This is a genomic window from Phocaeicola oris (assembly GCF_021295095.1).
Taxonomy (GTDB): domain Bacteria; phylum Bacteroidota; class Bacteroidia; order Bacteroidales; family Bacteroidaceae; genus Phocaeicola; species Phocaeicola oris.
Window position 1 is genome coordinate 14,270 of sequence record NZ_JAJLQX010000012.1, and the last position, 22,725, is coordinate 36,994.

Genomic DNA, 22,725 nt, shown 5'->3' on the forward strand with positions numbered 1-22,725 from the left:
ATATTAATTAAACTTCAATTTTACCCCTGCTACCAGCATTCTTCCCGAAGAAAGATATGCATAACGCCGTTTCGACCAATCTATACGATTATCTACCTTATCAAAGATGTTATCTACTCCTAAACTTGGCTCAACAAGGAATTTGCTAAAATGAAAGGAATGAGTCGTGTTCAATGAAACAGTTCCAAAACCGGGAGCATTCTCATAATCGATAAAATAGGTCTTACTCTGGAAACGGCCATTGAGATTGGCATTTAACGTATATTTTCCCCAAGAATGACTATAATTTGCGGCTACAGTAGCAGAGTTTTTCACACTACGCTCAAGTGTTTCCCATACACCGGCAGTTTTTGTCCTTGCATAAGTATAAGCATAGTTTGCTGTTATGCTCAAATCATTTGTAATAATGTAACTCGAATGAACATTAATGCCTTTAATTATTCCTTTATCACTGTTTACATATTGGCCATAGGTAGTCATCTTCTTAAAAGTAGCTTCTGTAATATCATTGGGAAACTCTTTCATCAGCATGCTCTTTGCGGCATCATCAATAGAAAGATTATCTTTCACAATCATATCATCAATAAAGTTCATAAATCCGGTAATAGTAATACTGAAGCGATTATTTGTATAACTTCCACTTAAAGAAATATAATCACTCGTCTCCGGATTCAAATCCTTATTTCCGAAAGTAACTACAAGCTTTCCACCCATCTTTGATTTGAAATAATGATAATAAAGCTCATCCAATCCCGGAGCACGGAAGCCACGGGCATAGTTAATACGGAAATTGAAATCGCCCGGCGCAAAACTCAAAGCAACCTTTGGAGTAAACCGACTACCAAAAGTTTCATGTTTATCATATCGGACACCCAATGTCACACGAAAATCCTTTATCGCCTGCATATCATGCTGGCCGTAAGCCGACAAGGTATAAGCATGGTTATCTGTATTTCCTGCTGTTGCCAATAAAAAATCGTTTCTATAATCCAAACCGAAAATTGTAGTCGATTTTGAAGTAAAACGATTGATATTCTTCAACTCTACATCATAGAACAGCTGTCTCTTCTTTAGATCATAGTCTCCTTTGGAAAAGTTTCCTGAGGCAGCAGAATTATATTCATAACCGTAACGATAATTATCACTGGTAAAATCTATCTGCACACTATGTTTTTGGCTGAATTTATAGTTGGCTCCTGCATTGAAACGCAGTGTCTTAAAACGCAAATCATAGGTATATCCGCCTTCTTTCCCTTCAATAGGCAAAGGACGATCTGTCATCTTATATGAGTGATTTATTTCTCCATAAACAGAAACTTTTTCAATAGGCTGATAACTTAAACGCTCACCAATACTGTTTGTGTGATAGCCGAGAAACAACGGATCAATGCATTCCTGCGTATCACCGGAATTGCCTTTGGCATATTCCAACGGATTATTACGATAACTGTCAGCCTCATCATGCTTGAAGTTAGTAGAACTCGTCAGTCCTTTATAACTGATATTCACATTCGCGCTCTGAGTAAACTGCCCCTTTCCTGATATTCGAGTATTAGCCGTTACACTGACAAGCTGATCCTTAGGTTGAGAAGTGATAATATTGATTACACCGCCAATGGCATCACTGCCATAAAGTGAAGAAGCAGCACCGTTCAGCACCTCAATACGCTTCACTTGTCCCATATTGATACGATCCAATTCAACATTTCCAGCAATATCTCCTGTTATCTTCCGCCCATTGATCAATATCAAAATATACTTGTTGCCTAAACCATTCAAACGAAGATAAGACCCCATCGCATTAGGCATAAATTCTACATTCGGCATCAATTTTGTCAAAGCATCATTAAATGTTGATACGCCGGTCTTTTCTATCTCTCTATTAGTCATCACATGAACCGGAGTGGTTGACGATTTTAAATACTCATGATGAGCATTTCCTGTCACCACAACCGGATTCATTTGAAAAATAGAATCTGCAAAGTTGATATATTCCCGCTTTTTATGATTTTGGGCAAAAGCACCCAAAACAAATCCTCCTAAAACGACTGTAAAAATTAATTTCTTTACCATATTATTATTTTTTTGATCCTTTATCCTGACGATGACCAACGTCCGCCAGTATTACTGCTATATTAGAGTTATTACTCTTAACTTTCTTTTGTTTTTCGCTCTAAAAATAGAGGTTAAAAAAAAGAAAGACAATACCTATTAGTAATGATTCAAATAAAATAAAATACCCTTTTATAGGTAGATTTTCATGGACAATTCATTTTTTCTGAATCAAAATACTGTATCATAAAAAAGATTAATCTCACAAAAACGCCACAAAGTAATTGAGTTTATATAAAGGTATGAGATTGTATAAAATAATTTCTATCAAAAGACAAAAGAGATAGGTATTTCAAAAATAATCATACGAACAAGCAAGCCCAGCCATACGAATTGTCGATTTTATTAGAAGTTTTGAGCAAGCCAGTCATACGTATCAGCTCATACGGATCAATCCGTCAACTCATACGCATGAACTGATCAATTCATGCGGATCATTTCAACAACTCATACGCATCAATTTACCAACTCATACGCATGAACTTTTGAAGAGATATTTATGAGTTTCCCGGATGTTACTCAACAGCAACTTCTCCCTTGCTAACAAACAGGAGAAGAGAAGAAGAAAGCTATTCTTTTTTATCACTTATAAATTCATTTTATTCCACATCCAAAAACAATATTCTATTCATCTTTTAAATCCCCCCATTTTGTTGATTTCAAGTTAGAATATAAAATAAAATTCCACTATCTTTGCAACACCATTTGAAATTTTGTAATCCGTATTAAAGATGAACGAAGAATTCGAGCTTGTAGCCAAGACGTTCCAAGGGCTGGAAGATGTGCTTGCAAAAGAACTCACGGAATTAGGGGCAAACGACATTCAGATAGGTCGACGTATGGTCTCTTTCACCGGCAACAAGGCAATGATGTACAAGGCAAACTTCTGTCTGCGCACTGCCATTCGTATTTTAAAACCAATCAAACATTTTAAGGCAAAGAGTGCCGATGAAGTCTACGAGGCTGTTAAAGCTATCGCGTGGGATAATTATCTGGATCCGGATAAAACATTTGCAGTAGATGCTACTGTTTTTTCTGAAGAGTTCCGCCACTCCATGTTTGTCACTTATAAGGTAAAAGACGCCATAGCCGATTATTTTCGCGAGAAGACAGACAAACGCCCATCGGTAAGCGTCACCAATCCGGGTCTCCTATTAAACATTCACATTTCGGATGATAATTGTACGCTTTCTCTCGATAGTTCCGGCGAATCATTGCATCGCCGTGGTTATCGCCAAGAAGCTGTTGAAGCCCCTCTAAACGAAGTTTTGGCTGCAGGACTGATTTTAATGACCGGTTGGCACGGGGAATGCGACCTTATTGACCCAATGTGCGGTTCAGGAACTATTCCTATTGAAGCTGCTCTCATCGCCCGAAATATTGCTCCGGGAATCTTCCGTAAGAATTTCGCATTCGAGAAGTGGCCTGATTTCGATCAGGAACTATTTGATGACATCTATAACGATGATTCAAAAGAATGCGAGTTCGAACATCATATCTACGGATACGATAATAATCTTCAAGCCATTGCCATAGCAACCAATAATGCCAAAGCTGCCGGAGTAAACAAATACATTGCCCTGAAACTACAGGACTTTGCCGAATTTGTACAACCTGACAAGAAAAGCATCATAATAACCAACCCTCCGTATGGAGAACGCATATCGACTGATGACTTGTTGGGCTTGTATCAAATGATTGGTGAACGTCTGAAACATCAGTTTGTAGGAAATGACGCATGGATTATCAGCTATAAAGAGGAATGTTTTGACGCAATAGGATTAAAACCTTCAGATAGAATCTCGTTATATAACGGTGCTTTAGCATGCGAGTTTCGCAAATATCAGATTTTCGATGGAAAATATAATGATTTCCGATCTGAACATCACGAGAGAAAGTTTAAAACAAGTAGTGGCAAGTTCCGCCCACATCATTTGGGAGAGAAACTTGGAGATATTCAAAAACAAGAAAGAGAAGATTCTGACGAAAAACGAAAAAGAGGAGACAAACGTGAACGCCGCTTTGGTGCTCGCGGAGAACGCCGTCCTTTTAAAGAAAAACGGGAAGAACATTCGTTCGGAGATAAAAAAGAAAGGCGTCCGTACAAAGATAGAAAAGAAGAACACCCTTTCCGAGGAGAACGAAAAGAAACACCCGAACGCCGTCGTTTTGCCGACTTTGGAGACAAGTATGAAAAACGAACGGAGGATAAAAAGCAAAATAAAGATTTCAGAGTATTGATGAGCTATCCACAAAGAAAAAAGATGGAACGTGAACAGAAACTCTCTGAGGATTCGGATAAAAAGAAAGACTAATAGATATGAAAAAAGCATTTTATTTATTCGCTCTGATGATAATGGTAACAACCGCAATGGCACAGAAGAAGAGTTTTACATTAGAAGATTTGATGCCGGGCGGGTATAACTACTTTAATACGCGACCGCAGAACAAATATGGTTTGACATGGTGGAACAATCAGGTAATGGATTGTGATGTAGATGGCATAAAAACCGTAAACATGAAAGATGGAACAGAATCGACTGTTATCACACTGGAAGAGATCAATACCATTCTGAAAACTAAAGGTTTAAAAGAGACTCATCAACTGTATAACGCGTCATTCCCATATAAAAAAAAGTTGATGCTGTTGAGAGACAAAACAATTCAAGTTCTGATTGACATAGAGAAGAAAGAAGTGGTCTGGACTCAACAAATTCCTGAAGGAGCAGAAAACTTAGATTGGGAAAAGAATACCAGAGCTTTAGCTTTTACCATAGGAAACAACTTGATAGTGACTACCGCTGACGGGTATCAACAACAAGTTACCACTGAACCGGACGGAGTTGTATGCGGACAAAGCGTCCACCGTAATGAGTTTGGAATTAACAAAGGCACGTTCTGGAGTCCAAAAGGTAGATTCTTAGCATTTTATCGCATGGATCAATCGATGGTAACCGATTATCCACAAGTAAATACAACAACGCGAATCGCTACACCGGAACCGGATAAGTATCCTATGGCAGGTATGACAAGTCATAAAGTAACTATAGGAGTCTACTGCCCGTCAACAAAACAGACAATTTATCTACAAGCCGGAGATCCTACAGATCGTTATTTTACGAATATTTCGTGGAGTCCTGATGATATGCATATTTATATTCAGGAATTAAACCGCGATCAGAACCACATGAAAATGGTTTGTTATAATGCTATCAGCGGTGAAAAGGAAAAAGTGCTGTTTGAAGAAACTCATCCGAAATATGTAGAGCCGTTACATCCTATTACATTCCTTCCTTGGAATCCAACAGAATTCATTTATCAGAGCCAATGCGACGGATTCAATCATTTATATATCTATAATACCGAAGGAAAGTTGATTAAGCAGTTGACAAAAGGCGAATGGCTCGTTCAAAATCTGTTAGGCTTCAACGTCAAGACTCAAGAGGTCATTTATATGTCAACGGAAATTTCTCCGTTGCAGACCAATACTTATGCCATTAACGTAAACAATGGGAAAAAGCGATTGATTGGCACTGAAGAGGGCTTTCACAGAGTACAGCTCTCTCCGGATGCAAGTTATATAATAGACAACTGGGAATCGCATGCTGTTGCCCGTAAGATTGATATTATCCCAACGTCCGGAAAGGGCAAGACTGTGAACATTCTAACAGCAACTAATCCGCAAGAGGAATATAACATGCCTGAAATTACAGTCGGTACAATTAAAGCTGCCGATGGGAAAACAGACTTGTATTACCGACTGATAAAACCGGTCAACTTTGACTCTTCAAAGAAATATCCTGCAGTAATTTATGTATACGGAGGACCACACGCGCAAATGATTAACGATGTGCGGAACTATGCAGCAGGCGGTTGGGACATATATATGGCTCAATTAGGTTACGTTATGTTAACCGTTGACAATCGTGGCAGCGAGAATAGAGGCCTGGAATTCGAAAATGTTACCTTCGGCCAATTAGGAACAGAAGAAATGAAAGACCAAATAAAAGGTGTAGAGCTTTTAAAATCTCTCTCCTATGTAGATCCTAACCGAATTGGTGTTCACGGATGGAGTTTCGGAGGATTCATGACAACCAACCTGATGTTGACTTACAATGATATCTTTAAAGTAGGTGTAGCCGGAGGTCCGGTCATCGACTGGGCATATTACGAAGTAATGTACGGAGAACGTTATATGGATACTCCACAAACAAATCCGGAAAGGTACAAAAGCTCCAATCTTAAACTTCGTGCAAAGAATCTGAAAGGACGTTTGGAGATTATTATCGGAGCAAACGACAAGACGGTCGTTCCACAGCATGCCATCACCTTTATACGTGCATGCATTGACTCGGAAACACAACCCGATTTCTTTATTTATCCGGGTGATGAACATAATATGTTCGGACGTGACAGAGTCCATCTGTACACCCGAATAACCCGTTATTTTGAAGAACATTTAAAATAAATGATATATGAAACTGTTACTGTTAGGTTCAGGCGGACGCGAACACGCATTGGCATGGAAAATAGCACAAAGTCCGAAGATTGAAACATTATATATCGCTCCGGGAAATGCAGGAACATCTTCAACCGGCATAAATGTTCCTATCCAAGCAGATGACTTCAATGGAATCAAAGCTTTTGTACTAAAAAACGAAATTGATATGGTAGTTGTCGGACCGGAAGTTCCCTTGGTAGAAGGTATCACTGACTACTTAAAAAACGATCCGCAACTGAAAGACGTTTCCGTAATTGGTCCTTCCAAACAAGGAGCTCAAATGGAAGGCAGTAAGGAATTCGCCAAACACTTCACGAATCGCCATCATATCCCTACAGCTAAGTATCAGGCATTTAATAATCAGACATTAAAGGAAGGGCTGGCTTTCTTAGAAACACTCCAACCTCCTTATGTTTTAAAAGCTGATGGCTTGGCTGCCGGTAAAGGTGTATTGATTCTCCCTACCTTGGAAGAAGCAAAAAAAGAACTAAAAGAAATGCTGGGCGGTATGTTCGGTAATGCGTCTTCAACAGTTGTTATAGAAGAATTCTTAAGCGGCATTGAGTGTTCTGTTTTTGTTCTTACCGATGGCAAACACTATAAAATCCTCCCTGAAGCGAAAGATTATAAACGTATTGGAGAACATGATACCGGACTGAATACCGGTGGTATGGGAAGTGTTTCCCCTGTTCCCTTCGCCGATAAAGACTGGATGAAAAAGGTTGAAGATCGTATTATCCGTCCAACTGTTGAAGGATTGACAGAGGAAGGTATCGATTATAAAGGATTTATCTTTTTCGGACTGATAAATGTAAAGGGAGAACCCATGGTGATAGAATATAATGTCCGTATGGGAGACCCCGAAACCGAAACTGTTATGCTACGCATTAAAAGCGATTTGGTTGATCTGCTTGAAGGCGTGGCAAAAGGGAATCTGGACACCAAAGAAATGGAGATTGATGATCGTTCGGCAGTATGTGTCATGTTGGTCTCCGGAGGCTATCCTCAACACTACGATAAAGGATACGAAATAACAGGACTCGACAACATAAAAGAAAGTATCGTCTTCCATGCCGGAACAGCACTGAAAAACGGGAAAGTTGTTACAAGTGGAGGACGAGTACTCGCAGTCAGCTCTTACGGAAAAAATAAAGAAGAGGCTTTAGCGCAATCTTTTGCCAGCGCAAAGAAAATAAACTTCGAAAAAAAATACTTCCGTTCTGACATTGGCGCTGACCTTTAAACAGAATAGATGGCAACAGAAAGAAGATATCAACGAGAGATAACAACGGGAAGAGGGACCCTTCCCGTCACCATTCTCCTATGTCTCATTCTATGGAGTATCCATTTCAAATCTTTTTCTTATTTTGCCAGTTTTGCTATCTATGCATTGGTGGGTTATCTGTTAATAGAGTTGAACACCACTTTCAGCATCATCCGCACACGGACCACTATGCCTGTTGCACTCTATTGGCTCATCATGGCCATTTGTTTATTCTTCCATCCTTTTAATTGGGTAAACATCACACCTCTGGCTTTTATTATAGCTATTTTCCAATTGTTCATTACCTATGAGCGAAAGAACAGTACCAAATTCATCTTTAATACATTCTTTATCATCAGTGCTGGAAGCATTGCTTTTCCACCATTACTTTATCTTATCATCCCATTTTTTATAGGGATGAAGATGTTCCGTTCGCTCACGCGAAAAACATTCTTTGTCGCTATTCTCGGACTTCTTTTTCCATACTGGTTTCTCTTTTGTTATGCTTTCTTGACAGATCAATTGAATGTATTCAAAGCATCTATACATTCACTGTACAACTTCTCTCCTATTATATATAGCGGAATACATATCGAGATATTGGCAGCTGTTGGAATCATTACTTTCTTTTCATTAATCGGTACCATTCATTATCTGATGGTATCTTATCAAGATAAGACACAGACCAGAATTTATTATTCATTCTTTATTCTGCTTGAAGTATGCATATACATTTTAGGAACCTTACAGCCTCAGCATTTATATCCGCTTTTGTTGATGCAAACTATCATTATGTCTATTCTGGTGAGCCACTTGATTGTTTTGTCTCGCACTCGCTTCTCATCCATTATGCTGATAGCTACCTTTATTATCTTAACCGTTTGGGCTTTATTTGAAATATGGATGCTGTCATTCAATTCTTAGAAAACTGGGGTATTCTGGGACTTTTCTTCAGTGCATTTATTGCCGGAAGCGTCATTCCATTCAGTTCCGAAGCTATACTTGTCGCTTGCATCGGACCACTGAAGCTTTCTCCTATGCTATGCCTGATAGCAGCTACCCTTGGAAATGTGGCAGGTGGCATGACATGCTATTGGATTGGTCATTTGGGAAAGATGGAATGGATAGAGAAATATCTCCATGTAAGCAAAGAAAAGTTAAATAAAGCAGAAAAATTCGTGCAAGGACGGGGAGCATGGATGGCATTCTTCGCTTTTATTCCTATCTTGGGAAGCGCCATAAGCATAGCGTTAGGATTAATGCGTGCGAATCCTTGGATTACTGTCTTAGCTATGGCTATCGGAAAAGTCATCCGGTATGCAATTATTATTATAGGTACCTTAGGTGCCATAACTTTATTTTAGAATGAGAAAAATTTTATGCTATATTTGTCTGATAATAGGCTTCTCTGCTTGCGGAAACAATCCAACAAACAAGGAACGAATTATTACAGTGACCATAGAACCGCTTCGCTACTTTACAGAAGCTATAGCAGGCGGCCAATATAAAATTGTCAGTATGGTTCCCGAAGGTACCAGCCCGGAAACCTACGATCCTACTCCACAGCAACTCATTGATTTATCAAAAAGTGCTGCTTATTTTAAAATCGGATACATCGGCTTTGAGCAGCATTGGATGGATAGGTTAAAGGAAAACAATCCACAACTAAACATTTTCGATACTTCTGAAGGAGTCCAGATAATGAAAAGCAATGATGAACATAGCATAGCAGGAGTAGAGCCACATATATGGAACTCCACACAAAACGCAACGGTTATTGCTCAAAACATCTGCAAGGCTTTATGCAAACTCGATGCCAAACATACCGATGATTATACACACAGGCTCGACAGCTTGCAACATATCATCCATAAAACCGACAGCATAATAAAGACAGATTTACAACAAGCCGATACTGCTTTCATCATTTTTCATCCTGCACTCAGCTATTTTGCACGCGATTATGGATTAAAACAAATTTGTATGGAAGAAAACGGAAAGGAACCTTCTCCGGCTTCGCTTCAACAGATCATAAAAGAAGGTAAAGCAAATCGGGTACACACCATCTTCATCCAAAAAGAGTTTGATTCTCGAAATACCCAACTGATTGCCGATGAAATGGGATTAAAAGTGATTACGATTAATCCACTGAGCTATCATTGGCAAGAGGAAATGGTTCGAGTTGCGGATGCCTTAAAACAAAAATAACATGGAGCCGATCATTGAAATAAAAGAGTTAACAGCCATTTACGGAGATAACGTCATCTTTACCAATGCAAACCTGACGGTCTATAATCGCGACTTCCTCGTCATTATAGGTCCTAATGGAGGTGGAAAAACTACCCTTATTCGTTATATGTTAGGACTGAAAAAGCCTGCTGTCGGAACCATTACCTATTTTAAAGATGGTAAACAAATCAATAACTTGCCAATGGGATATCTTCCACAATATAATACCATCGACAAAAAGTTCCCTATTTCTGTTGAAGAGGTGGTGCTCTCCGGACTGAACACACAGAAAAAACTATGGAAACGATTTACTACAAAACAATATGAGCAAGTGAAAAGGGTAATCGAACGCATGGGACTGAATGGTTTGGAGAACAGAGCAATAGGAGAATTAAGCGGTGGGCAAATACAACGTGCTCTTTTAGGAAGAGCCATTGTTTCGAATCCGGATGTGGTGATTTTAGACGAGCCGAGTACCTATATGGATAGGGAGTTCCAATCGCAGCTCTATCAATTGCTGCAAAAGATTAATAAAGACTGTACCGTTATCCTCGTCAGCCATGATGTGAATAAGGCAATGCAACATGCCAATCGGGTGATTTACGTTAACCATACGGTGGAAGAAACTACCGTTCTATAACCTTATGTAAAGTCATACGAACGTATACCCGAAATAATGCGTATGAGTTGCCGTATTCATCAGTATGAATTCTTCGTTTCACTTAGGTGATTCACTTGTTTCACTTAAGTGAAACGAACGAATGATACGCATGAGTTTTGCAGATGATACGTATGAACAAACAAATACTTCTGATAAATACGGGAACTCATACATATCGCTCTCCACGCCCCTATATACAAGAACAGTAACTTATTATGATTAGCTTTCAAAAAGCCATATAACAATCTAAAGAAATGTAATAAAAAACATTAATTTTATCTTACTTATAAATGTTATTATGCAATAACTTTTCATGCAATTTTCTTATCTTTGTTAAATATAAAATAATCTTTTAAATCAATTTATATGAAAAGAAACATAATCTATATAGCTGCCACTATATCAATGCTCTTTTTCTTCTCCTTCACTTCTTTGCAAGCTCAAAATGAAGCATTGAAATACCATAGAGGTAAATACAATTCGTCAGAGGAATCGCTCAAGCAATACAAAATTCCTGAATGGTTCCGTGATGCCAAATTTGGAATCTGGTCACACTGGGGGCCGCAAGCCGTCCCACGTGAAGGCGATTGGTACGCCAAAAATATGTATGTTGAAGGTTCAAGACAGAATAAGTATCATGTAGAGCATTACGGACATCCTTCAAAGTTTGGTTATAAGGATATCATTGACTTGTGGAAAGCAGAAAAATGGAATCCTGAAGAGTTGATAAAACTCTATAAGAGAGTGGGAGCCAAATATTTTGTTTCCATGGGTTCACACCATGATAATTTTTTCCTTTGGGATTCCAAACTAAACAAGTGGAACTCAGTAAATAAAGGTCCTCATAAAGACGTCGTAGGATTATGGCAGCAAGCAGCCAAAAAAGAAAGGTTATATTTCGGCGTTTCAGAGCATATAGCAGCAAGTTATACGTGGTATCAGTCTGCCCATAGCGCAGATAAGGAAGGCACTATGGCCGGCGTTCCTTATGATGGAAATGATCCGGTTTATGCCGATTTATATCATGAGAAAGCCGATAAGAATGATACAGAATGGTATACCACTAATCCGGCATGGCAACTCGACTGGTATAATAAGGTAAAGGAACTGGTTGACCAATATCACCCAGACTTGTTGTACTCCGATGGGAAAATACCATTCGATTATGTAGGTCGCTGCCAATTAGCTAATTTATACAACAGCAATACTTCTGCTGATGGCGAAACTCAAACTGTTTATACTTGTAAGCACGATGCCCAAAGCATGGGTGTACTCGATGTTGAAAGAGGCGCTGTTCAAGACATCAATCCGGATCCTTGGCAGACAGATACTTCTATTGGCGACTGGTACTATCAAAGAGGTCAACGATACATGACATCTGATCAGGTTATTCAGATGCTTGTCGATGTAGTAAGCAAAAACGGAAACTTACTTCTGAACGTTGTTCAGACTCCTGAAGGAGATTTAGAACAAGACGTATTGGATATTCTTGAAGGAATAGAAAAATGGATGAATGTAAATGGTGATGCTATTTACGGAAGCCGTCCTTGGAAGATTTACGGTGAAGGGCCGTCCATGGAGAATCAGGAAAAAGGCATATTCGGAGGTGTTAAAGACGTACGCCCATATAAGCCGGGCGACATACGCTTTACTACCAAAAACGGAAAGCTTTATATCTTCTTTATGGAGCATCCTACCGAAAGTATAAAGATTAAATCTCTCAGCAAGTCTTCTACCGATAAAACTACTTCTATTACTTCTATCAGCATGCTTGGCAGTAAGGAAAGAATCAAATGGACACAGAATGATGATTCATTGGTTATTAATGTACCATCTAAGTTGCCAACCTATGCAACAACAGTTTACGAAGTTCAATTCAAGAAATAAAATGGAATACAGAACAATAGGAAAGACAGGAATGAACATCTCCTGTTTGAGCTTTGGAGCTTCCTCTTTAGGCGGTGTATTTCACGAGGTCGACGAGAAAAAAGGAATTAAAGCTGTCTTTACAGCTATTGAACATGGCATTAACTTCATTGATGTGTCCCCTTATTACGGATACTATAAAGCTGAGACTGTTTTGGGGAAAGCATTAAAAGATATCCCGCGCAATGCATACTTCCTCTCTACTAAAGTAGGAAGATACGGTCAAAATGGGGTCAACACTTGGAATTATTCAGGAAAACGGGCTAAAGAAAGTGTTTACGAGAGTATGCAACGTCTGCATGTTGATTTCTTTGACATCATCAATGTCCATGACATAGAATTTGCTGATTTAAATCAAGTTGTTAATGAAACCCTTCCGGCTTTGGTTGAACTCAAAAAGGAAGGGGTCGTCAAACACGTTGGAATTACCGACCTTCAATTGGAAAACTTAAAATGGGTAGTCGATCATGTCCCAACAGGTACTGTCGAAAGCATATTAAATTTTTGTCATTTCTGTCTCAATGATGATAAGCTAACTGACTTTCTTGATTATTTTGAATCAAAAGGAGTTGGAGTTATCAATGCATCTCCATTTGCCATGGGGCTGTTATCCATGCGTGGTGTTCCCGATTGGCATCCGGCACCAAAGGAATTGGTTGAAGCCTGTAAAAGAGTTGCTGATTTCTGCAATAAAAAAAGATATCCGATTGAAAAATTGGCTATTCAATATGCAGTGTCAAACCCTCGCGTCACTACTACACTCTTTAGCTCGGCCAATCCAGACAATGTCCTTCGTAATATTCAATATGTGGAAGAGCCCATCAATACCGACTTGGTGAATGAAGTACAAAAGATTATTGGCAACCAGATGAGAGTAAGTTGGAAAAATACATGATAATATGAAGATAATTGACGCTCATGCCCATCTCTGGCTAAAGCAGGATACTACAGTTAACGGTTTCCCCATTAAAACGTTAAAAAACGGACGATCACTTTTCTTCGGAGAAGAACGACAGATGCTCCCACCGTTTATGGTAGACGGGCGGAACAGCGCAGAAGTCTTCCTTTCGAATATGGATTATGCACAAGTATCTGCCGCTGTTATTACACAGGAAATCATTGATGGACAACAAAATAACTATCTGGAAGAAGTAAAAGCTACTTATCCTGACCGATTCTTTGTATATGGAATGCCCGACTTTCAAAACGGCAACTTTATGGAAGAATCTACAAGCCTGATAAAAAAAGGATTTAAAGGCTTTGCCATTCCTGCTCACCGAGTGTTTGCTCAGAAACACGGAATGAATCTAAACAGTCCAGAGATGATGGAACTCTTTCATCTGATGGAACAAAACAATATGATTCTTTCTATCTGTCTGGCTGAGGGAGACCAACACATTCCACCTATGAAAGAGATTATTCAAGAATGTCCACATCTGAAGATCGCCATAGGACACATGGGGATGGTAACTTTTCCCCAATGGGAAGAACAAATAAAACTTGCTCGCCACCGGAATATCATGATTGAAATGGGCGGTATTACCTGGCTCTTTAATAAGGAATTCTATCCTTTTCCTAACGCTATTAAGGCTGTTCGAAAAATAATTGAACTGGTTGGTGTAAACAAATTGATGTGGGGATCTGATTACCCGCGCACCATCACAGCCATCACTTATAAAATGTCGTACGACTTCATTACTAAATCAAAAGAATTGTCGGATAATGAAAAAGAACAGATACTTGGACAAAATGCCCGACAATTCTTTAACTTTAAACACCTCGTCGACTTACCATATATTAAAAATATGTCAGAATAAACAATGATTATATGAAAGCTATTCAAATAACAGCGCCTTCCGATATGAAGGTCATTGATATTAGCACTCCCCAACTGAAAAGAGGAGAAGTTTTATTAAAAATCCATTTCGTCGGATTCTGTGGATCGGATCTGAACACTTTCTTAGGAAGAAACCTGATGGCGCTGAATCCTGTCATTCCCGGACACGAGATTGGCGCGACTATTGAGAAAATAGGAGAAGACGTTCCTGATTTTCTAAAAGTTGGAATGGCGGTCACCGTGAATCCATATACCAACTGCGGAAAGTGTGCCGCATGTCGGAACGGAAAAGTAAATGCTTGTGAACATAATGAAACTTTAGGAGTCCAACGTAACGGGGCTATGAAAGAATTCTTAACAGTATCATGGGAGAAGGTTATTCCGGCAAAAGAAATCACTCCTCGCGATTGTGCACTTATTGAACCGATGAGTGTCGGCTTTCATGCTGTTTCAAGAGCTCAGGTTACAGATATCGATACGGTTATGGTCATCGGTTGCGGAATGATTGGCATAGGGGCCATTACACGTGCAGCATTGAGAGGAGCTACCGTCATTGCTGTCGATTTAGATGACTATAAATTGGAATTAGCTAAAAGAATTGGAGCAAAATACACAATTAACTCGAAAACAGAGAATATACACGAAAAGCTTCAGCAATTGACAGACGGCTTTGGACCTGATATAGTAATTGAAGCAGTAGGAAGTCCGGCTACTTATGTTATGGCCGTTGAAGAAGTCGGCTTTACCGGCAGAATTATTTGTATTGGATACTCGAAAAGCGACGTTACGTTCCAAACAAAACTCTTTGTACAGAAAGAACTCGACATCCGTGGTTCACGGAATGCTTTGCATGCTGATTTCAGAGCGGTGATTCATTATTTAGAACAGAAGACATATCCGATAAACGAACTGATTACTGAAGTGGTTAAACCGGAACAGGCATTAGGTGCCATGCAAAGATGGACAGCTAATCCGGCCAAAGTTTTCCGTATCTTAGTCTCGTTTGAATAAGAAAAAGCGGTTCAGTAATTTATCAACTCACGTCGACTATAAAATTAACAACATAAAGTATTATTCAATAAAAGATGATACCATCCGTATGAAAGAGAACAATTCTTTGGAGATGAAATAACTTTATTTCTTGAATAAAATAGAATGTATTCTTCTGTTTGTTCCGAAGACTATACTTGATTTACTTATTTGTCAGCGCAGTCAAATAAAGTAATGTGAATGAATTGTCTAACTCACGCGGATGATTTATTCGTTTCACAGAGGTGAGTCACTTGTTTCACAGAGGTGAGTCACTTGTTTCACAGAGGTGAGTCACTTGTTTCACAGAAGTGAGTCATTTGTTTCACAGAAGTGAAACGAAAAAATCTTCTGATGAATACGAAAACTTATATGTATCATTTTCTTTGTTTATATGCGTTGAAACAGTAACCGATTATAGTTAATTTAAAAATGAGCCGTATATCCTCTAAAAAAGATGAATATACGGCTCAATTTATAAAATGTGCTTTACCTTATTTCAAAACATTCAATTCCTTTCCAACTTTAATAAATGCAGTGATAGCTTTATCCAAATGCTCTTTCTCATGACCGGCAGATAGCTGAACACGAATACGAGCCTCACCTTTCGGAACAACAGGATAATAGAATCCGGTGACATAAATCCCTTCTTCTTGCATTTTGTTAGCAAAATCTTGTGATAACTTAGCATCATACAACATGACTGCACAGATAGCACTTTGAGTTGGTTTAATATCAAATCCTGCAACGAGCATCTTGTCACGGAAATAATTAACATTATTCACTAATTTGGTATGCAAATCATTGCTTTCTTTTAACATCTTAAACATCTCAATACTTGCGCCAACAATACCCGGAGCAATAGAATTAGAAAACAAATACGGACGAGAACGCTGACGCAACATATCAATAATTTCTTTTCGACCAGTTGTAAATCCGCCCATAGCACCGCCGAATGCTTTACCTAATGTACCGGTAAATATATCAATCTTGCCATACAAGTTGAACTGCTCTGCAACACCATGTCCGGTTGGTCCAACAACACCTGCGGAATGAGACTCATCAACCATTACCATAGCATCGTACTTCTCTGCTAAAGCACAAATCTTATCCATTGGAGCAACATTTCCATCCATAGAGAACACACCATCCGTCGCAATGATACGGAAACGTTGAGCTTGAGCCTCTTTCAAACAATTTTCAAGCTCTTCCATATTTGCATTCGCATAACGATAACGTTTTGCTTTACAAAGACGAACCCCATCAATAATAGAAGCATGATTCAATGCATCAGAGATAATGGCATCTTCTTTAGAGAGAATTCCACCAAACAAACCACCGTTAGCATCAAAGCACGAACCATAAAGAATAGCATCTTCAGTATGAAAGTAATCAGAGATAGCTGCTTCTAACTGTTTATGAATATCCTGCGTTCCACAAATAAAACGAACAGAAGACATACCATAACCATGTGTTTTCATAGTTTCAACAGCAGCATTCATTAATCGTGTATTATCTGAAAGACCCAAATAATTATTTGCACAGAAATTAAGAACTTCCTTATTCGGCTGCACCTTAATATCAGCACGTTGAGCAGTAGTAATTATTCGTTCTTCTTTATATAATCCGGCAGCTTTAATGTCAGACAGTTCCTTTGTAAGAAACTCTTTTACCTTTCCATACATAATATTAAATTTTTATATTGAGTTAAACATACTTTCTTTATTACTTTCATTTACAAAGTTCTAAAAATTTTCTGATAATAAAGAAATATCTATAGGAAAATTTCATTAATGAGGTATAAAGTCACTATATTTGTGACAAATTGATATTTGATAATCTTATTATAAATGAAAAACGTATTGATTATTGGTTCAACCGGACAAATAGGTTCGGAATTAACCATGAAACTTAGAGAGATTTATAAAAATGGGAATATTGTAGCCGGCTACATCCACGGTGCCGAACCTAAAGGAGAATTAGCAGAATCGGGGCCATCGGAGATAGTTGATATTACAAATGCTCAACAAATCGCGGATGCTGTTAAGAAGTATCATGTAGACACTATTTATAATTTAGCAGCATTACTTTCAGCTGTTGCAGAAGCAAAACCTCAACTTGCGTGGAAGATTGGCATTGGTGGCTTAATGAATGTTCTTGAAGTATCAAGAGAATTAAAATGTGCTGTATTTACTCCAAGTTCCATTGGTTCATTCGGTCCTAATGCCCCAAAAAATGAGACTCCTCAGGATACTATTCAACAGCCAAAAACAATGTATGGCGTAACAAAGGTAACAGGTGAATTACTTGGCAACTATTATTTTCATAAGTTTGGTGTAGATACTCGTTCTGTTCGCTTCCCGGGATTAATTTCTTATGTTACTCCTCCGGGGGGTGGTACCACCGATTACGCTGTCGATATATACTACTATGCGGCTCAAGGCAAAAAGTTTACTTGTCCTATTAAAGCAGGAACTTTTATGGATATGATGTACATGCCCGATGCACTCCGTGCTGCCATTGAAATTATGGAAGCAGACCCTACTCGTTTCATTCATCGTAATTCATTTAATATCGCTTCTATGAGTTTTGATCCGGAAATCATTTATCATAAAATTAAAGAATATGTTCCAGATTTTGAAATGATGTATGATGTCGATCCACTTCGGCAAGAAATTGCCGAATCTTGGCCAAATAAGATGGATGACAATTGTGCTCGTTCTGAATGGGATTGGAAACCGGAATACGACTTAGATGCCATGACTAAGGATATGCTAACAAAGCTAAAAATCAAATTTACAAAGTAATCAAACATACTTTCATATACAGGCGGGCTATATCAGTCCGCCTTTTTTATGAACTATATAATATTATTATTTTTTATATTTTAATTTATATAAGACTATATGATAATTATAATAAGATGTTCATAAAGTTCATAAATAATGCTATATTTTGTTGGATTCAAAGTTATTATTTTTTTAATGAACTTATTTAAATACCTTATTAACTTAATAATTATTTGATTATATATGATTTACGTTTATTATTAACGATTTGTTTAAAACGTGTAAAGTTTATATTTCTTTATTAGGTTTATAGTGAAAAGTAATTTCTTTGATGTTGAAAGTAGACTATTAAAAAATATCTTTTTCTTTTGTTTTACTTGTTTAGATGAGCATATATAAATAAGAATGAAAAATACAAATGAAAGTTTTAAAAGTGTTTCAACATGTTTTCCATTGTTTATTAACAGGTAATGTAAATAAGTTGTTATCTTTGTAGATACAAATTTAATCCTTATGAGAAAACTAAAGATAACTGAACTAAATCGAATGACAGTAGATGAATTTAAAAAGGCCAATAAATTACCGTTAGTTGTAATTTTAGACGGAGTACGCAGTTTATATAATGTGGGTTCTGTATTTCGTTCTTCAGATGCTTTTCGAGTTAATTGTATTTATTTGTGTGGTATAACAGCTACTCCTCCTAATGCTGAAATTCATAAAACAGCTTTAGGCGCTGAAGATTCTGTCGATTGGATTTATAAAAAGGATACTATAGAAGCGGTAAAAGAGCTTCGTGATGAAGGTTATGTTATTTTATCTATTGAACAAGTTGAAGGAAGTACTATGCTTAATAATTTTTGTTTAGATAAGAATAAGAAATATGCTGTTATTTTCGGGAATGAAGTGAAAGGAGTTCAACAAGAAGTGGTTAATGTTTCGGATGATTGTATAGAAATTCCGCAATATGGAACTAAACATTCTTTGAATATATCAGTTACCGCAGGAATAGTATTATGGGAATTCGCACAGCAACAAATAACTTTAAATGAGTTATAATTGTCCGTTTTCCACTTGAAGAACAATTCTTTCAATAAGTTTATCTTCCCCATTGGGATCATATTCTTTTTTAAGACTGGCTCCCATCATAGAAGCAAATAATTGATATGACCAAGCACGCATAGGGCCTAAAAAGACTTTGACTAAATCGTATGATGATGAATTAGTTTCGCGATACACCAATTTAATCAATAATTTACCTTGTGATAAAGTTAACTTCTTCATTCTTGGTGTATATTGTTGTTTAATACTTTTTTCTACTCTTTTTAAGTGTTTGGAACGTTGTTCAGGTGGTAAAGTCTGGAGATACTCGTACGTTTCCAAAATGATACCATTGACTTCTTTTGCTAATGGTAATGTCTTTTTAACATTACGAATTAATTTATAATAATTTGCTTCTTGTCTTTTATTCTTAAAAATCAGAGGCTTAAAAATATAAATCATTGGTAATTTTAATGATGCTATAGTATCTCCTTTATATATCGTTGCCGGAACACGATATCCCATTATTTTAGTAGACAGATCTTGTGCTGATGCTGCTAAAGTAATAATTGACAAACAAAATAATATAAAGAGTTTTCTTTTCATACCATTACAAAAGTACTAAGAAAACTGATTACTTAACTAAGCTATAATTATTTTTAGTATAAAACACATAATATTAAATACCCAATGGCTCAACTATTAAAAAAGTTATTAATTGCTTATCTTTTAATAAGTTTTCCTGTTCATAATCGGGCACAAGATATATTAGAAGAGTTAACAGAACAGGCTATAGAGAATGGCAGTGTTCAAGGTGAAGTATTGTTTGAAGATTTGGCGGATTATTTGGTTACTCCTTTAAATATAAATATGGCTACAAAAGAGCAATTGGAATGTTTTCCTTTTCTTTCCGATGAGTTAATAGAGAATATTCTTTATTACTTATATAAATATGGGTCGATGTTAACATATAAGGAATTGATGATGGTGGAAGGTATGGACAAAGAGACAATGAATAAATTGAAACCTTTTGTAACTTTTCAGCCATTGGATAAAACATCTAAACCTCTTAATATCAAGAATATTATAAAATATGGTAAGCATGAATTGACAGCTCGAATGGATATTCCTTTTTACTTTCGAGAAGGATATAAAACGCATAGTCAGAAAGTGTTGGCTAAGAATCCAAATAAGCAGTATATCGGATATCCTTATCATCACAGCTTACGATATGGTTTTCATTATAGTAATAGAATTTATTTTGGATTGACTGCCGAGAATGATGCCGGTGAACCATTCTTTTCGGGAAAAAACAAAAAGGGATACGATTACTATTCTCCTTATTTTATCATACATGATATTAATCATTTAAAAACTTTGGTATTAGGAAATTATCGGGCAAGTTATGGATATGGATTGGTGATGAATACAGATTTCCTGTTGGGAAAGACTGTCACATTAAACACTTTATTCAATAGGCGTGTGGGGTTAAAGAAACATTCATCGACAGATGAGTATAATTATCTTCAGGGAATAGGATCAAGTATACGATTAACCAAGCGTTGGACTATTGATGCTTTTTACTCTTTTCGCAATATGGACGGAAAAGTGGATAACTTGTTCATAACTTCGTTGAAAAAAGATGGATTACATCGGTTAAAAAAGGATTATGAAAAGAAGAATACTTTTCATAATCAAGTAATGGGCAGTCATTTAAACTATAATGGGAAATATTCTGAATTAGGATTAACAGCTGTTTATAATGTTTTTAATAAAGTGTTGAAACCTATGGAGAGATCGTATAATAAGTATTATCCTAAAGGTCGCGATTTTTTTAATATAGGAGCAAATTATAAGTTCTTCTTAAACCGATTTACATTGTTGGGTGAGACAGCAATGGATAAAAAGGGGCGTATTGCTACGTTAAATATGTTACGTTATTCACCGAATTTGAAAACTCAGTTTATAGTTATGAACAGGTATTATGATGCAAAGTATCAAAGTTTGTATGCTCGTTCAGTTTCTGAGGGAGGATTGATTCAAAACGAGAATGCAATGTATATTGGATTGGAAACAAAGATTTTACCCAATACCTCTTTAGTAGCTTATGGCGATTTCTTCTACTTTCCCTATGAAAAGTATTTGGTTAGTAAAAATGGAACAAACGGATTCGACGGACTTTTTCAACTAAGTTATTCACCGAGTTATCAACTAAATATGTCTTTACGATATCGGTTTAAAAAGAAAGATAAAGATTATAAGGTGAGTAAATCGGAAAAGCAAACTATTCCGTATTATCAGCAACGTATCCGTTATCAGCTTAATTACCAACCGAATGAACAGTTGCGTTTGAAAACGACAGTAGCGTATAATTGGAACAATTATCAATATAGGAAAATAAAAATGGGATATTTAATCTCTCAGAGCGCAGACTATCATTTTCTGCGGTTACCACTTCAAACAAATTTAGCTATAACATGGTTTGATACGGATGATTATAACAGTCGTATTTATTTATATGAGAAAGGATTGTTGTATTCATTCTCCATTCCATCGTTCTTTTATCAGGGTCTCCGTTTCGCGTTGAACGCTCGTTATGCTATTACAGAAAAATTAATTGTTCAGTTGAAATACGGATGGACGCATTATACAAACAAGGAATCCATTGGAACGGGTTTAGATTTGATTAATGGAAAGAACAAACGAGATCTTTATTTACAAGTTCGATGGAAGTTTTAAAAACGGAGATGTTATTATGTGATATTTTAAAAGTACAACTTTCTTTTAATGTTTGTGGGATCGGATGGAATGTTTTCTCTTATTATGAAAACTGAATCTATAAATAATAAAGTTAACAGAATAGTGAGTAAATAGAAATCTCAAAATTAGCTTCGTGTTACCCTTCCTTTTAATTTAATAATCGTTATGATTAACGAAAGCAAATTTATTGAATTATTTTGTCTATCAGATGACTTTTACAAGTTTTTTTGACTCCATGAAAATATGCTTTAACGTATGTTCGATGAAATAACAGAAGAGTCATGTAGAAGCCTACAAAGGTAGAATAAGCCGTTATAGTATGTTTAAACTGTGTTTTTACCTTTTTATCAGGTTCGTTAAAATACTCACAAAGAGATTAGTCAAAGTAATCCGTATGAATTACTCAACTCATACGTATAATTCATTTGTTTCACACTAGTGAAACGAGCGAATCACATCTGTGAAACAAGTGAATCACATTTGTGAAACAAGTGAATCACATCTGTGAAACGAAAAATACTTCTGATGAATATGGCAACTTATATGGTTTACTTTCTTTGTTTCTACGTATCGGAGTAG

General features: G+C 37.0%; 17 protein-coding genes. 14 read left to right on the forward strand and 3 right to left on the reverse strand.

From position 1 onward, the window contains the following. Positions 1-3: 3 nt before the first annotated feature. Positions 4-2,073 (reverse strand): TonB-dependent receptor plug domain-containing protein, encoded by a 2,070-nt coding sequence (locus tag LO761_RS07340; RefSeq protein WP_272817639.1) that lies wholly within the window; start codon positions 2,071-2,073, stop codon positions 4-6. Positions 2,074-2,843: 770 nt separating this feature from the next. Here LO761_RS07340 and LO761_RS07345 point away from each other — a divergent pair. From LO761_RS07345 to LO761_RS07395, 11 genes are all read left to right on the forward strand, one after another. Beyond that, positions 2,844-4,427, forward strand: coding sequence for a THUMP domain-containing protein (locus tag LO761_RS07345; protein WP_272817640.1), 1,584 nt, complete (start codon positions 2,844-2,846; stop codon positions 4,425-4,427). A gap of 5 nt (positions 4,428-4,432) precedes the next feature. Then, entirely contained in the window at positions 4,433-6,580 is a 2,148-nt protein-coding gene (locus LO761_RS07350) for a S9 family peptidase (protein ID WP_272817641.1), read from the forward strand. Between the two features lie 7 nt (positions 6,581-6,587). Next, the gene (gene purD, locus LO761_RS07355) at positions 6,588-7,856 is read left to right on the forward strand and encodes a phosphoribosylamine--glycine ligase (protein ID WP_272817642.1); all 1,269 of its coding nucleotides are present in this window, start codon (positions 6,588-6,590) and stop codon (positions 7,854-7,856) included. A gap of 9 nt (positions 7,857-7,865) precedes the next feature. Beyond that, positions 7,866-8,801, forward strand: a complete 936-nt coding sequence (locus LO761_RS07360; RefSeq protein ID WP_272817643.1) for a hypothetical protein — start codon at positions 7,866-7,868, stop codon at positions 8,799-8,801. Further along, positions 8,777-9,241, forward strand: coding sequence for a YqaA family protein (locus tag LO761_RS07365; RefSeq protein ID WP_272817644.1), 465 nt, complete (start codon positions 8,777-8,779; stop codon positions 9,239-9,241). Before LO761_RS07360 ends, LO761_RS07365 begins: the two co-directional genes overlap by 25 nt. Position 9,242: 1 nt before the next feature. Beyond that, on the forward strand, positions 9,243-10,085 hold the full coding sequence (locus LO761_RS07370; protein WP_272817645.1) for a metal ABC transporter solute-binding protein, Zn/Mn family: 843 nt from the start codon (positions 9,243-9,245) through the stop codon (positions 10,083-10,085). Position 10,086: 1 nt separating this feature from the next. Continuing rightward, positions 10,087-10,746, forward strand: coding sequence for a metal ABC transporter ATP-binding protein (locus LO761_RS07375; protein WP_272817646.1), 660 nt, complete (start codon positions 10,087-10,089; stop codon positions 10,744-10,746). Between the two features lie 387 nt (positions 10,747-11,133). Next, the gene (locus LO761_RS07380) at positions 11,134-12,654 is read left to right on the forward strand and encodes an alpha-L-fucosidase (protein ID WP_272817647.1); all 1,521 of its coding nucleotides are present in this window, start codon (positions 11,134-11,136) and stop codon (positions 12,652-12,654) included. 1 nt (position 12,655) lies between these two features. Continuing rightward, positions 12,656-13,588, forward strand: coding sequence for an aldo/keto reductase (locus tag LO761_RS07385; protein WP_272817648.1), 933 nt, complete (start codon positions 12,656-12,658; stop codon positions 13,586-13,588). Between the two features lie 4 nt (positions 13,589-13,592). Next, positions 13,593-14,510: an amidohydrolase family protein gene (locus LO761_RS07390; protein ID WP_272817649.1), complete on the forward strand. Its 918-nt coding sequence runs from the start codon at positions 13,593-13,595 to the stop codon at positions 14,508-14,510. Positions 14,511-14,521: 11 nt separating this feature from the next. Then, entirely contained in the window at positions 14,522-15,541 is a 1,020-nt protein-coding gene (locus tag LO761_RS07395; protein ID WP_272817650.1) for a zinc-binding alcohol dehydrogenase family protein, read from the forward strand. A 512-nt stretch (positions 15,542-16,053) separates the two neighbouring features. Here LO761_RS07395 and kbl read toward each other — a convergent pair. Continuing rightward, the gene (gene kbl, locus LO761_RS07400) at positions 16,054-17,244 is read right to left on the reverse strand and encodes a glycine C-acetyltransferase (protein WP_272817651.1); all 1,191 of its coding nucleotides are present in this window, start codon (positions 17,242-17,244) and stop codon (positions 16,054-16,056) included. A gap of 165 nt (positions 17,245-17,409) precedes the next feature. Here kbl and LO761_RS07405 point away from each other — a divergent pair, with 165 nt between their 5' ends. Then, positions 17,410-18,366 carry an NAD-dependent epimerase/dehydratase family protein gene (locus LO761_RS07405; RefSeq protein ID WP_272817652.1) on the forward strand — a complete coding sequence of 319 codons (957 nt, stop codon included), beginning with the start codon at positions 17,410-17,412 and terminating at the stop codon, positions 18,364-18,366. Between the two features lie 495 nt (positions 18,367-18,861). Next, a complete protein-coding gene (locus LO761_RS07410; protein WP_272817653.1) occupies positions 18,862-19,404 on the forward strand; it encodes an RNA methyltransferase in 543 nt (180 codons plus the stop codon). On the opposite strand, the gene LO761_RS07415 is transcribed toward LO761_RS07410, so the two are convergent. Next, entirely contained in the window at positions 19,399-19,992 is a 594-nt protein-coding gene (locus LO761_RS07415; RefSeq protein ID WP_336385767.1) for a DUF4294 domain-containing protein, read from the reverse strand. The two genes, LO761_RS07410 and LO761_RS07415, sit on opposite strands and share 6 nt — an antisense overlap. An 84-nt stretch (positions 19,993-20,076) precedes the next feature. Between LO761_RS07415 and LO761_RS07420 the strand changes: the two genes are divergently transcribed. After that, positions 20,077-22,125, forward strand: coding sequence for a helix-hairpin-helix domain-containing protein (locus tag LO761_RS07420; protein WP_272817654.1), 2,049 nt, complete (start codon positions 20,077-20,079; stop codon positions 22,123-22,125). Positions 22,126-22,725: the final 600 nt, after the last annotated feature.

Bases quoted from the DNA above. Each gene is read 5' to 3' on its own strand.
- LO761_RS07340 (WP_272817639.1), bottom strand. From the start codon at position 2,073: ATGGTAAAGAAATTAATTTTTACAGTCGTTTTAGGAGGATTTGTTTTG.
- LO761_RS07345 (WP_272817640.1), top strand. From the start codon at position 2,844: ATGAACGAAGAATTCGAGCTTGTAGCCAAGACGTTCCAAGGGCTGGAA.
- LO761_RS07350 (WP_272817641.1), top strand. From the start codon at position 4,433: ATGAAAAAAGCATTTTATTTATTCGCTCTGATGATAATGGTAACAACC.
- purD (WP_272817642.1), top strand. From the start codon at position 6,588: ATGAAACTGTTACTGTTAGGTTCAGGCGGACGCGAACACGCATTGGCA.
- LO761_RS07360 (WP_272817643.1), top strand. From the start codon at position 7,866: ATGGCAACAGAAAGAAGATATCAACGAGAGATAACAACGGGAAGAGGG.
- LO761_RS07365 (WP_272817644.1), top strand. From the start codon at position 8,777: ATGGATGCTGTCATTCAATTCTTAGAAAACTGGGGTATTCTGGGACTT.
- LO761_RS07370 (WP_272817645.1), top strand. From the start codon at position 9,243: ATGAGAAAAATTTTATGCTATATTTGTCTGATAATAGGCTTCTCTGCT.
- LO761_RS07375 (WP_272817646.1), top strand. From the start codon at position 10,087: ATGGAGCCGATCATTGAAATAAAAGAGTTAACAGCCATTTACGGAGAT.
- LO761_RS07380 (WP_272817647.1), top strand. From the start codon at position 11,134: ATGAAAAGAAACATAATCTATATAGCTGCCACTATATCAATGCTCTTT.
- LO761_RS07385 (WP_272817648.1), top strand. From the start codon at position 12,656: ATGGAATACAGAACAATAGGAAAGACAGGAATGAACATCTCCTGTTTG.
- LO761_RS07390 (WP_272817649.1), top strand. From the start codon at position 13,593: ATGAAGATAATTGACGCTCATGCCCATCTCTGGCTAAAGCAGGATACT.
- LO761_RS07395 (WP_272817650.1), top strand. From the start codon at position 14,522: ATGAAAGCTATTCAAATAACAGCGCCTTCCGATATGAAGGTCATTGAT.
- kbl (WP_272817651.1), bottom strand. From the start codon at position 17,244: ATGTATGGAAAGGTAAAAGAGTTTCTTACAAAGGAACTGTCTGACATT.
- LO761_RS07405 (WP_272817652.1), top strand. From the start codon at position 17,410: ATGAAAAACGTATTGATTATTGGTTCAACCGGACAAATAGGTTCGGAA.
- LO761_RS07410 (WP_272817653.1), top strand. From the start codon at position 18,862: ATGAGAAAACTAAAGATAACTGAACTAAATCGAATGACAGTAGATGAA.
- LO761_RS07415 (WP_336385767.1), bottom strand. From the start codon at position 19,992: ATGAAAAGAAAACTCTTTATATTATTTTGTTTGTCAATTATTACTTTA.
- LO761_RS07420 (WP_272817654.1), top strand. From the start codon at position 20,077: ATGGCTCAACTATTAAAAAAGTTATTAATTGCTTATCTTTTAATAAGT.